The sequence below is a fragment of the Clostridium sp. CM037 genome (assembly GCF_055081095.1).
Genome location: NZ_CM143650.1, coordinates 3,359,047 through 3,370,726 on the forward strand (window position 1 = coordinate 3,359,047; position 11,680 = coordinate 3,370,726).

12 protein-coding genes are annotated in these 11,680 nt (G+C 33.2%); 6 read left to right on the forward strand and 6 right to left on the reverse strand.

All coding sequences use genetic code 11. From position 1 onward, the window contains the following. Positions 1 to 135: 135 nt before the first annotated feature. Complete coding sequence (locus tag ACWJKP_RS16115; protein ID WP_165413090.1) at positions 136 to 1,521, forward strand: tryptophanase; 1,386 nt, start codon at positions 136 to 138, stop codon at positions 1,519 to 1,521. Between the two features lie 49 nt (positions 1,522 to 1,570). On the opposite strand, the gene ACWJKP_RS16120 is transcribed toward ACWJKP_RS16115, so the two are convergent. From ACWJKP_RS16120 to ACWJKP_RS16135, 4 genes are all read right to left on the reverse strand, one after another. After that, on the reverse strand, positions 1,571 to 2,488 hold the full coding sequence (locus tag ACWJKP_RS16120) for a S66 peptidase family protein (protein ID WP_165413089.1): 918 nt from the start codon (positions 2,486 to 2,488) through the stop codon (positions 1,571 to 1,573). Between the two features lie 38 nt (positions 2,489 to 2,526). Further along, positions 2,527 to 3,390: a YitT family protein gene (locus ACWJKP_RS16125; protein ID WP_165413088.1), complete on the reverse strand. Its 864-nt coding sequence runs from the start codon at positions 3,388 to 3,390 to the stop codon at positions 2,527 to 2,529. 346 nt (positions 3,391 to 3,736) lie between these two features. Continuing rightward, the gene (locus ACWJKP_RS16130) at positions 3,737 to 3,898 is read right to left on the reverse strand and encodes a hypothetical protein (protein ID WP_165415094.1); all 162 of its coding nucleotides are present in this window, start codon (positions 3,896 to 3,898) and stop codon (positions 3,737 to 3,739) included. A 105-nt stretch (positions 3,899 to 4,003) separates the two neighbouring features. Then, on the reverse strand, positions 4,004 to 5,374 hold the full coding sequence (locus ACWJKP_RS16135) for an ISNCY family transposase (protein ID WP_462961669.1): 1,371 nt from the start codon (positions 5,372 to 5,374) through the stop codon (positions 4,004 to 4,006). A 303-nt stretch (positions 5,375 to 5,677) separates the two neighbouring features. Here ACWJKP_RS16135 and ACWJKP_RS16140 point away from each other — a divergent pair, with 303 nt between their 5' ends. From ACWJKP_RS16140 to ACWJKP_RS16155, 4 genes are all read left to right on the forward strand, one after another. Beyond that, positions 5,678 to 6,619 carry an ABC transporter substrate-binding protein gene (locus ACWJKP_RS16140; protein ID WP_165411617.1) on the forward strand — a complete coding sequence of 314 codons (942 nt, stop codon included), beginning with the start codon at positions 5,678 to 5,680 and terminating at the stop codon, positions 6,617 to 6,619. 106 nt (positions 6,620 to 6,725) lie between these two features. Further along, the gene (locus ACWJKP_RS16145; protein ID WP_224578791.1) at positions 6,726 to 7,757 is read left to right on the forward strand and encodes a FecCD family ABC transporter permease; all 1,032 of its coding nucleotides are present in this window, start codon (positions 6,726 to 6,728) and stop codon (positions 7,755 to 7,757) included. Beyond that, entirely contained in the window at positions 7,757 to 8,773 is a 1,017-nt protein-coding gene (locus tag ACWJKP_RS16150) for a FecCD family ABC transporter permease (RefSeq protein WP_165411616.1), read from the forward strand. Before ACWJKP_RS16145 ends, ACWJKP_RS16150 begins: the two co-directional genes overlap by 1 nt. A 15-nt stretch (positions 8,774 to 8,788) precedes the next feature. Continuing rightward, positions 8,789 to 9,571: an ABC transporter ATP-binding protein gene (locus ACWJKP_RS16155; protein ID WP_165411615.1), complete on the forward strand. Its 783-nt coding sequence runs from the start codon at positions 8,789 to 8,791 to the stop codon at positions 9,569 to 9,571. Between the two features lie 129 nt (positions 9,572 to 9,700). On the opposite strand, the gene ACWJKP_RS16160 is transcribed toward ACWJKP_RS16155, so the two are convergent. Beyond that, positions 9,701 to 10,759 carry an MFS transporter gene (locus tag ACWJKP_RS16160; protein WP_165411614.1) on the reverse strand — a complete coding sequence of 353 codons (1,059 nt, stop codon included), beginning with the start codon at positions 10,757 to 10,759 and terminating at the stop codon, positions 9,701 to 9,703. After that, on the reverse strand, positions 10,743 to 11,006 hold the full coding sequence (locus ACWJKP_RS16165) for a hypothetical protein (protein ID WP_224578789.1): 264 nt from the start codon (positions 11,004 to 11,006) through the stop codon (positions 10,743 to 10,745). Before ACWJKP_RS16165 ends, ACWJKP_RS16160 begins: the two co-directional genes overlap by 17 nt. Before the next feature lie 442 nt (positions 11,007 to 11,448). On the opposite strand from ACWJKP_RS16165, the gene ACWJKP_RS16170 reads away from it, so the two are divergent. Then, positions 11,449 to 11,664, forward strand: coding sequence for a hypothetical protein (locus ACWJKP_RS16170; RefSeq protein WP_165411613.1), 216 nt, complete (start codon positions 11,449 to 11,451; stop codon positions 11,662 to 11,664). The last annotated feature ends 16 nt before the right edge of the window (positions 11,665 to 11,680 follow it).

Genomic DNA, 11,680 nt, shown 5'->3' on the forward strand with positions numbered 1-11,680 from the left:
TGACTAGATATTATTGCAGTGATAAAATCGTTCTATAGGGGGTTTAAAATATAAAAACCATTATATTACAGGGGGGCAATGATTTATTCATTCAACATAATTACATTTTAAATAAATAAAATGGAGGTTTTTATTATGAGCATAAAATATATACCAGAACCATTTAGAATTAAGATGGTAGAGACTCTTAAGATGCTTACACGTGAGGAAAGAAAACAAAAGATTGCTGAAGCAAAATACAATATGTTTAACCTTCGTGGTGAAGATGTTTATATTGACTTATTAACAGATAGTGGAACTAATGCAATGAGTCAAGAACAATGGGCTGGTATCATGAGAGGCGACGAAGCCTATGCTGGTTCATCAAGTTACTATAAACTTGTAGAAGCAGGTCAAGATATTTTTGGTTATAAATACATTCAGCCAGTTCATCAAGGTCGCGCAGCGGAGAAGGTTATGTTTGGATTATTAATGGAAAAAGGTAAATACGCTATCTCTAATACCTTCTTTGATACAACAAGAGCACACGTAGAAGCAACAGGTGCAAGAGCCATTGATTGTGTTGTTGCTGAGGCTAAGGATCCAGCTAAAAGAGCACCTTTTAAAGGAAATATGGATGTTGAAAAATTAGAATCTTTAATTAAAGAGTATGGTGCCGATAAGATTGGTCTTGTTGTTATTACAGTTACAAATAATTCAGCAGGTGGTCAGCCAGTATCTGTACAAAATGTAAGAGAAACATCAAATGTTTGTAAAAAATATGGTATTAAATTATGTATCGATGCTGCACGTTATGCTGAAAACGCTTACTTAGTAAAACTAAGAGAAAAAGAGTTTGCAGATAAATCAATTAAAGAAATTGTAAAAGAAATGTTTAGTTATGCAGATATGTTTACAATGAGTGCTAAGAAAGACACAATTGTCAATATGGGTGGATTAATTGGTATTAAATATGATGATAAATTGTTCCAACTTTGTAAGGCACGTACAATTTTATTCGAAGGTTTTATTACTTATGGCGGTCTTTCAGGTCGTGATCTTGAGAGTTTAGCAATTGGTCTTTATGAAGGACTTGATGAAAATTACCTTAACTATCGTATTGGACAAATGGAGTATCTTGCAGCACGACTTGATGACGCAGGCGTTACGTACCAATCACCAGTAGGAGGCCATGGTGTATTTGTAGATGCAAAGGCGTTGTTACCTCAGATTCCATACTATGAATTTCCAGGGCAAGCTCTAGCGATTGAGCTTTATATAGAAGCCGGAATTCGCACATGCGATATTGGATCTTATATGATGGGAAATGATCCTGATACAGGAAAACAAATAGAATCAGAATTTGAGTTTACACGTTTTGCAATTCCACGTCGTGTTTATACTCAATCACATATCGATATTATGGCAGATGCCCTAATTGCAATTAAAAAAAGGGCAAGCGAAATAACAGGTTACCGAATTACATGGGAGCCAGCTGTTCTTAGACACTTCCAAGCAAGTCTTGAACCAGTAAAAAAATAAGATATTTTAAATAAAAGCTTGCAATTTTTTTAAGTTGCAAGCTTTTATATTACTCCACTACGCCTTCCATTACATGAATAACTCCAGTCTCAGCATCCATTTCCACCCTTGCTCCAATGGGAAGGGTGAGTTTTGGATAGTCATGACCTGAGCAAAACCTTGAAAACATTGGGATACCTAACTTATATAATCTATCTTGAAAAACCTCTTCTAAAGTAAGGCTTCTTTGATAACTAGGTAAATCACAACCTTTAAATTGGCCTAAAATAATCCCCTTGCACTGTTGAAGTTTTTTAGCTAATAGGAGTTGTGTTAGCATCCTATCAACTCTATAAGGTTCTTCGCCAACCTCTTCTATAAAGAAGATTTTATCTTTCATATTAATTTCATAGGGAGTTCCAAGCAAGTTGCATAATAGCCCAAGATTACCACCTATAAGATTACCCTCAGCCTTACCTTTTGTAATACACTTAGTAGTAAATCCAGATGGGTTTTTAATAGTATAGGGCTTATACCCTTCCATAAATGTGAACATAAAACTTTTAAAAGTTTCAATATCTTCTAGATTAGAACTGCCCATTGGGCTATGAAATGTAGTTAGTTCACATTTCTCATAAAATGAATTTAGAAAAACTGTTATGTCACTAAAACCCGCAAATATCTTTGGATTTTTTTTTATTACATCAAAATCTAGATAAGGGAGTACTCTGCTTGAACCATATCCCCCTCTTATGCAGAGGATCATATCTACTGCTTGATTTTTGAACATTTCCATTATATCTGTTGCTCTGTCTTCATCCTTGCCAGCAAGATATCCCCACTTATCATATAGGTGTTTTCCTTCTATTATATTAAACCCTCTATTTTTTAGAAATGAAATTGCCTTTTGTATTGCTTCAATATTTTCTGGGCTGGCAGGAGCAATGAGTCCAATAGTGTCTCCTAAACATAGTCTTTTTCCAAGCATTATTAACACTTCCTCGAATTAATTTGAGATAATATCTTTTATAAAATATTCGAATTAAATCCTCTACCATCTACTTCTGAAGCATCTATTATTGAAATTAAAGCATCCTCGTCTATTTTCTGCACTGAATATTTAAACTCTGGTAATTTTGATACATGTACTATGCAATAGATAACTTTTCTTTCTTTGCCTGTAAGTGCGTTGCCCTTTAGTATTGTAGCTCCACGGTGCTTAGAGTTTGTTATATACTCACAAACTTCCTCCTCTTTATCTGTAATTATAAGTAATACCTTTTTTCGTGATAAACCGCGGATTATCTTATCTGTAACAAAAGCTGCTATATACATGCTCATTAACGTGTATAATGCAATAGTTATTCCATTTAGTAGCATTCCTAAAAATACTATAATGCAATTTACAATAAAACCCAATTGACCTACATCAAAACTATCACATTTCTTTTTAATTAACATTACTATTATGTTCATACCACCCTCTGAGCCGTGGTTTGAGTATGCAAGCCCTGCTCCTGCGCCCATTAATACCCCTCCATATACAGAAATTAGAAGCGCATCATGTACCGTAATAATACTGCTTAAATTTTTAGTCATTACTAAAAATAGCGATAGTGATACAGTCCCTATCATACTGTATATAGTAAATCTTTTGTTTAATTTCCTATAACTTAATGCCAATAAAGGTATATTAGCTAGTAGTACAGTATATCCTGCTGGAACCTTCAAAGCATACTGTATTAAAATTGCCATACCTGACAGACCTCCACTGAATAGTTTTGCATTTACTAAAAACATATTTACACCTATAGCAGATAATAAACACCCCAGTATCACAAAAAATGCATTCTTTATATTTTGCTTGTTTAATATCGTATCAACTTTCATACTAGCCTCTCCATCTTTATTTATTTTGATTATCTTTACTCATAAACGTAAACATTTCTTCTTTATACCAATATATAGTCAAATTATTTTTTTGTACCGTTTCTAGGCTAAAGATTTATTTAGCCTTAAACTTTGCACCCAATCTTGTCTTTATTAAAATTTTAAAAAATTATGTCAAGCATTTTTGAAAATGTCCCAAAATATTTAAAACATTAGCACCAGTTTTTCTGGTGCTTTTACATTGATTTTGATTACCTAATGCATGTTGTGCAAACTGGATATAAGATTATTTAGTTACTTTGAAATTTCTCCTAAAATCTTTCCTAAATATCTTTTAGCCGTAGGCTTATAATTTTTGATGCATTAAAGCATCTCCTTCTGAAATGTCATTAAAACTGAAAAATTGTTTTTGAGGGTATGCAAGAATCCTTCCATTTATATTAGCGTAGCTAGTGAATGGGAATCCAGTTATTTTTGTCAATTTGATTTTATTAGCTTTTGCTTCCATTGGCCAGTTTCTTAATCTATTATTGAGATATGTTTTGGGTTCACTTAATAAACCTTAGAAGATTGTCTTTTTCAAAGATCTAAAATGAACAGATTTTTAGTGTTCCTATGCTACATTATCGCTGCGGTGAGCCTGTTTATTTAGATACCGCTCAAAAGAATCTTGTTTCCAAGGATGACTCATTGGTGGTATGTAGCGTTTTCTAGGTTGGTCATTTGGAACAACTAAATCAAAGTTCTTAGAGGAAAGTTTATGCCCTGGTAATAAATCTAGCGCATAAACCTTTTCATCTACACACAAGAAAATCTCGTCACTAAATGCCTGAATTACCATTCCAGATGTTCCTTTGCGATAATGTACAGGATGACCATTGGAATCTATAGGTAAATAGTAATTCTTTTTAAATTTGATACAGCTTCCGTTATCTACCTTCCTACTAGTCAATACGGCAAGAGTTAAGTTGATTTTTTCATTATCTGGTTGCATTTCAAAGACAGATTTGATATCATCAACAGGTAATGCAAACTGAGCATTGAATTCTTTTATGTAGGAGTTTAAGAATTCGTTTGCTTGCTCAATTGTGTTTATACCAGCTAGTCGCATTTCCAAGGGGAGGCGTGATTGTAACGTCTGAAACATTCTTTCTACGCGTCCCTTGGCTTGTGCAACACTACTGGTTCTAATTTCTATACCCAATTGTTTACACGCATAGCTAAACTGTGTAAATGTGTCCTCTTCAACTGAAGGGGATTTTTTTTGTTTATATTCAAATACAGTACGTCTATCAGTGAATAACATGTAGGGAATACCATAGTCAGTAAGCACTTGGTGTAGTACATGATAGTATCCGTTTAAAGTTTCCTGTGGATCGAAATAAGCCCCCATAATAGCGCCAGTGGCATCATCTACAGCGATATGCAACTGACTTTTTTCATTACCGAACCAAAGATGTACCGAAGCATCCATTTGAAGCATTTCACCTGTATAAGCACATCTTGGACGTCTAGGATGTGCATCCTCGGCAGCAATTATGGAACTTTGAATTTCAGCAATTTCTTTAATAGAATTAGTTGTTTTTTGTAGTTCTTTTAATTCTGCCTTGATCCTTTTTCTTGTAGCACGCTTCGCCTTAGGGGACAGGATGAAATCCTGTATAAGGATAGAGTGAATAGTGCTAGTAGAAACCGTTATATTGTGATGTTTTTTTAGTAATTCAGAAAAGTGAGTAAAATTGGCTTCAGAGTATTTGGTACGGTATAAATCCAGGATTAACTGCTTTGTATTAACAGTGAGGGCATGTGAGGGCTTCCGCCCTCGATTACCATGAATAAAGAATTCCTTTCCACTTTCTTTATATCCCTTAACCATTCTGTTAATATGCCTAACTGAACAATTGAGAGCTATAGCTGCTCGCTTTTTATTTCCATCTGTTTCTACTAATTTTTTTATAGTAGAGTACTTATCTATTTCTTCCATAGTTAAATTCACCTTTCTCATTATCGGCACCTCATTTCTAGTCATGAGGTTTATTATACAATGTTTTCATATTTGGGACATAATCAAATGTGGTATAGTAAGACATTATCATAAATCAATCATAGTCTTTATTAAAATTTTAAAAAATTATTGACATATTTAGTAGTTCTGATATAATAAAAATTGTGATTCATTGATAATGATTGTCATTTGCAATTATCACTCATATAAATAATTTATGATTTCGGTTAATCATTGGGTCGTATACATATCTAATTCAAATTAAACTAGGAGAGATTTATTATGAAGAAAAAAAGATTATTAGGATTAATAACATTAACAGTAATTTCCATTATAGCTTTTACAGGTTGTTCAAAAACCGTTGAAGAAGTTAAAGAAAAGAGTGTAACCAAGGTGGTTAGTACAATAAAAGGTGATGTAACAGTCCCTACTACCCCCCCTAAACGTATTGTAGATATATCTGGATCAAGCGAGGAATTATTAATTTTAAACCATATCCCCGTAGGTACTGCAAATGCTGATTCTTATAAAACTACGGAAATACCAAGTTATCTAAAAGATAAAATGAGTACCTCTGAACTTGTAGGCTTTTCCATGATGGATACTATGGATATGGAAGCTATACTAAAATTAGATCCAGATTTAATTTTAATGAGCGAAAGGCAAACAAAAATATATGCTCAGTTAAAAGCTATTGCACCTGTCGTAATGCTTAAAGACTATGCTAACGATTGGCGGACCCGATTAACTGATGTTTCCAAGCTATTTGGGCAAGAAAAAGATGCTCAAAAATGGCTAGCTGAATACGATAAAAAAGCTATTCATATAGGATCTGAGATAAAGAAAGAAAATGGCCCGCAAACTTACCTTACGCTACTTGCAAGTTCAGGCAAATTTTATATTTTCAGTGATGCAGGTATAGGTTCAATACTATTGTCAGATATGAAATTAGCTCAACCGTCTAACATTCCAAAGCAAGAAGGAATAAGTTTACCAGTAGTAACTATGGAAGGTTTATCATCCATTGATGCAGATCATATTGTGGTTATAGCAGCTGATGCTGATAAAAAAGATTTAGAGAGTAGTACTGTTTGGAAAAGCATGAGAGCTGTAAAAAATGGAAATGTTACAACACTTGATAGTAGCCCATATTTTGCACAAGGTTATTCTCCAATAGGAAGAGAATTATTACTTGATTTGATAAAGAAAGAATTCGTGAAATAACATATATTATATTTCTAGGTGATAAATGATATATTTCCATATACCGTTATCACCCTTTTATCCTAATACATTTTAATCTAAGGCTAATGTGAGGTGTACCGCTTTAATGGAAAAATCGATAGTTACAGAACATAAGAAAAAAATGAATAGACTAATCATAAGCTCATTATTAATTGTAATTGGACTTATTATACTATTTTTTGGTATGGTATTGTCCGTATCCCTGGGTGCAAAACATATAGACCTATATACAGTAGTTAATAGCATATTTTTAGATGGCGTTGATATAAACTCAAAGATTATCCGTGATATAAGACTTCCCCGGATGATTGCAGCTGCTTTGGTCGGAGCTTTTTTAGCAGTATCTGGTGCTATAATGCAAGGAATAACAAGAAACCCAATAGCTGACCCCTCTATAATGGGTATTACTCAAGGTGCAACTTTTACCATAGCTATAGCCTTTGCAATGAGGGCTAATATAGGGACTTCAGGACTGATCTTTTTCGCTTTTATTGGAGCTAGTTTAAGTGGTGTATTCGTGTATCTATTAAGTTCAAAATCTAGTAAAGGTGTTAGTCCCATTAAACTTATTTTAGCGGGAACTGCTCTAGGAACTCTTTTAATATCTCTCGCAACCGCTATTGCAATGTATTCTAATTTATCTCAGCAACTAAGCTTTTGGGTTGCTGGTGGATTTGTTACTGCAAAATGGCAAGGGGTAAAATTATTAGCCTCCGTTGGTGCCTTTGGTGTCATTGCCGCAATAATTATATCTCCTAAAATAACCATTTTAAGTCTAGGGGAAGAGATTGCCATAGGCCTTGGTCAAAAGACAAATATCATAAGATTTATTGGTATAGTCATCGTAATATTACTTAGCGGTAGTTCAGTCGCGGTAGCCGGAAATATTTCTTTTCTTGGGCTTATTGTGCCACAAATTGTAAGAAGTTTAGTTGGACCAGATTATAGATTTATAATCCCGTGTTCACTAGTACTCGGTGCGGATTTGCTAGTTTATAGCGATATAGCAGCTAGGATGATAAATCAGCCTTATGAAACTCCTATCGGGTCGCTAACAGCATTACTGGGTGTACCCTTCTTCATATATATTGTCAGAAAGGAGGCCAATTCATTATAATGCGAAACCATAAAAGAAAGAAAAAGCTAATTTTGATTATAAGCATATTATTCGTTCTACTCTTTTCAATATTTATAATTAGCTTTAATATTGGAACTTTTGCTATAGGTCCTCTAGATGTAATTAAAACTTTATTTGGGCAGGGAAATAAAAAGCAGGAACTGGTACTCTTCACTATGAGGCTTCCACGAATAATTATAGCTATACTTGTGGCAAGTGCCTTAGCTATAGCAGGAACCGTACTTCAAGGAATAACTAAAAATGATCTGGCTGACCCCGGCATATTAGGCATAAGTTCTGGTGCAGCCTTGGCTGTAGTTATTTATATATATTTTATGAATGGAGAAGTATATTCTGATATAAGCATGCTAACAGTGTTTACCATACCTATCGTAGCTTTGCTTGGAGCAGGTTTTGCAGCTTTCCTTATTTATACTTTAGCTTGGAAAAAGGGGCTAAATCCTACTAGATTGATTTTGATGGGGATAGGTATTAATTCTGCTTTTAATGCTATATTGATCCTATTTCAATTTAGATTTACAACTCAAGATTTCAACAAAATAATGGTTTGGACCTCAGGAAGTATTTGGGGAACCAATTGGAGTTATGTTATTGCAACTCTGCCATTTGTATTTATTTTTACCGGACTTATAATTTATAAAGCAAGATATCTAGATGTTTTAAGTTTAGGCGACGAACTCTCAGTTGGACTCGGCGTACATATAGAAAAAGAAAGAAGATCACTACTAATATATACCGTGGCATTAGCTGGTACGGCTACGGCGGTTGCCGGAACCATATCATTCTTAGGGCTAATTTCCCCACACATAGCAAGGCGGCTTGTTGGACCAAAGCACAAATTATTAATACCAACTGCAGCACTAGTTAGTTCAATAATTTTATTATTGTCTGATACCATAGCTAAAAATGTTTTAGCTCCTATTGAAATGCCCATTGGAATAGTTGTTTCAATTATTGGCGTACCCTATTTCATCTATTTAATCATGAAGGAATAACTTAGGAGGTTACATATGAACAGCATAAAAACCGAAAATTTATCTATATCTTATGGATATTTTGACATAGTAAAAGATTTAAATTTGAACATACCTAAAGGAAAAATCACAACTATTATAGGCTCTAATGGATGTGGGAAATCAACTATATTGAAGACTATTGCAAGAATATTGAAGCCTAAAAATGGAGTCATATACATAAATGATAATGACATTCAGGATTTAAGTTCTAGTTTCATATCTAAAGAAATGGCGGTTTTGCCACAAAGTCCTCAAGCACCAAATGGATTAACTGTTGGTGAGCTCGTATCCTATGGAAGATTTCCCCATCAAAGTGGATTCGGTAAACTAACTAGTCAAGATAAAGAAAAAATAGATTGGGCACTGAAGATAATTGGCATGCAAGAATTTAAGGACAGACCTATAGAGACATTGTCAGGTGGCCAAAGGCAAAGAGTTTGGATAGCTATGGCACTCGCCCAAGAAACTGAAATATTATTATTAGACGAACCTACTACCTATTTAGATTTAGCACATCAGCTAGAAATTCTACAATTACTAGAAAGTTTGAATAAGACGCAAGGACAAACCATTGTTATGGTTATTCACGATCTAAATAATGCCGCAAGGTTTGCAGATTATATGGTAGGAATTAAAGATGGTAACATAGTTTGCACTGGCAGTCCTAAAGAAATAATGACTAAAGATAACTTAAGGAAAATATTTAATATAGATGCTGTAGTAGTTAATGAGCCCCTAAATAACAAACCAGTTTGTATTACATATAACTTAATATAAAGTTATTAATATGCTTTCCTATGTTTGATGCAAAGTGTGATTTCATAGGCAAGCATAACAATCCATCGGTATTACTGATATTGTTGCATTATTTTAGGGGCTACTATTAATTAACTTGTTTTTTTGTACTTATTTCTTTGATGTTTTTTTATAGAGAAGCAATAATATATATGCACAAACACACATAATCACACAAGTTATAAATGCTGAGGACGTTGAAATATCAGCGGTCTTTCCAATAATTACATTTGCTCCTGCAGCAGTTAAATCTCCAAACATAGCAAATACTGATAAAAGGGTCGCCCTGCTAGCAGTACTTATATTTCTATTTTCAATATCTAAAACTATAGGTGAAATTATAGCTGCACTTCCACATATAACAATTATTGAAAGTATAGTTAATGCAGCGCTAGATGTAAATATAAGTATTGTACAACATATAGTAATAATCATATATATAATTTGAATACTTCTATTGGAACCTAGCTTAATGCTTACTTTATAAGCTTTAATTGAACTCAATCGAACTATTTGCATAACAACTGCCAATACTCCAAAATATTTAATACTTATTCCACAACGCACATATTGTGATTGATTTAAAAATACACCTACTACTTGAACTCCTTCATTTATTAAGGCAAAAGAAATTACCAATATAATAATGCTTTTGTTTTTAAAAGCTGTTAGTAAACTTTGCTTAAACTTAGGCTTTTCGATTTGCTGCACATTAACCTCTTTTATAAACAAAGTTAATACTGCTGCCACTGCATAAGGTATAATAGTCCAAAATGCAGTACTATCCATGGACTGTTTTACGAGTATTGAAAACATAATAGAGGCAATTAAATAACCACCAGTTGAAAATGCATTATATATTCCAAATACTTTTTCACTCTCCTCTTGCTTAACTGATGAATATATTAGAGCAATGTCACAACCTGAAATTCCGGCTAATGCTACTGCTAATAACACTCGTTCTATGAGGAACATCCCAAAGGAATTTGATTTATAAAAAACTATTTTTGATATAAAAAATATAAAATTTGAGATAACAAGTGTTTTCTTATACCCAAATTTATCTGCAAACCATCCCCATGGGATTTCAAAAATAATCATTAATATCCAGGATATAGACTCTATTAAAAACATATTAGACAAAGATAAGTTTCTATTTTGCCTTATCAATGATTGCCCATTTTTCAAAATAATTCGCTAAAATTTTATTCTTACTTATCCATATAAATTGTGCATCACTATTAAGTCTTTCTGTATTTACATTCGTAATTTCGCCTGTAGATAAATTTAATAATTTTACGTTTTTATGAAGAAGCTCTCCTGAATCAAGAGCTTTTTGCCATTCCGGACTTTCACATTTAGGAATGGTTCTTGCCTCTGAATAAAGAACATACTTTTTATCAGGAGACACACCCATAAATTCATCTATATTTACATCAAGGAAAAGATAACAGACCCAATATAAAGAAGATTTTTTTGATTTTCCTGCGTTTTTCCTGAATTTTTTAAAATTGATCGATTACCAATGTTGCAATAAGGGCTTGGAACTGCATAAATGCCGTATCCTAAAAAATGTAAAATCCTGTTTGAGAAGGTTCTGAAAAATCGCATTTTGAATAATATAAATAGGCTGAACTCCTGTTTTTTTTATTTTATTGATAGTAAAAAAACCCGAACATCACTTATATCAATGATTTTTAAGATACAAATGCTAAAGTGTTGGTGGTAAGCATTTGTCCACTATTCACTATTTAATATTTGTTACATATACTGTTACCGGTAAGTATCCAAAAATGCAGACTTCTAAGCAACCAGATTTATGTTCCTATGATGAGTTTTATTGAGAGGATGAGGAAAATATGATAGAAAATGATCCGATTTATTCTACCTTTTTAAATATAAAAGATCATTGCTTTATTAATGGAATTGTAACGGACAAACAGGGAAATTTCTATGTACTAACTAATGAGATTTCAGCAGAAGAATCAACCCTGTATCAAGGATTAGTTGTTATAAAAAAATTTAACTCTTCTGGTAACTTCTTAAAGATTTTTTACTGTGCAAACCTTGTTTAGGCTATGGACTCACAAT

Bases quoted from the DNA above. Each gene is read 5' to 3' on its own strand.
- ACWJKP_RS16115 (WP_165413090.1), top strand. From the start codon at position 136: ATGAGCATAAAATATATACCAGAACCATTTAGAATTAAGATGGTAGAG.
- ACWJKP_RS16120 (WP_165413089.1), bottom strand. From the start codon at position 2,488: ATGCTTGGAAAAAGACTATGTTTAGGAGACACTATTGGACTCATTGCT.
- ACWJKP_RS16125 (WP_165413088.1), bottom strand. From the start codon at position 3,390: ATGAAAGTTGATACGATATTAAACAAGCAAAATATAAAGAATGCATTT.
- ACWJKP_RS16130 (WP_165415094.1), bottom strand. From the start codon at position 3,898: ATGGAAGCAAAAGCTAATAAAATCAAATTGACAAAAATAACTGGATTC.
- ACWJKP_RS16135 (WP_462961669.1), bottom strand. From the start codon at position 5,374: ATGGAAGAAATAGATAAGTACTCTACTATAAAAAAATTAGTAGAAACA.
- ACWJKP_RS16140 (WP_165411617.1), top strand. From the start codon at position 5,678: ATGAAGAAAAAAAGATTATTAGGATTAATAACATTAACAGTAATTTCC.
- ACWJKP_RS16145 (WP_224578791.1), top strand. From the start codon at position 6,726: ATGGAAAAATCGATAGTTACAGAACATAAGAAAAAAATGAATAGACTA.
- ACWJKP_RS16150 (WP_165411616.1), top strand. From the start codon at position 7,757: ATGCGAAACCATAAAAGAAAGAAAAAGCTAATTTTGATTATAAGCATA.
- ACWJKP_RS16155 (WP_165411615.1), top strand. From the start codon at position 8,789: ATGAACAGCATAAAAACCGAAAATTTATCTATATCTTATGGATATTTT.
- ACWJKP_RS16165 (WP_224578789.1), bottom strand. From the start codon at position 11,006: ATGGGTGTGTCTCCTGATAAAAAGTATGTTCTTTATTCAGAGGCAAGA.
- ACWJKP_RS16170 (WP_165411613.1), top strand. From the start codon at position 11,449: ATGATAGAAAATGATCCGATTTATTCTACCTTTTTAAATATAAAAGAT.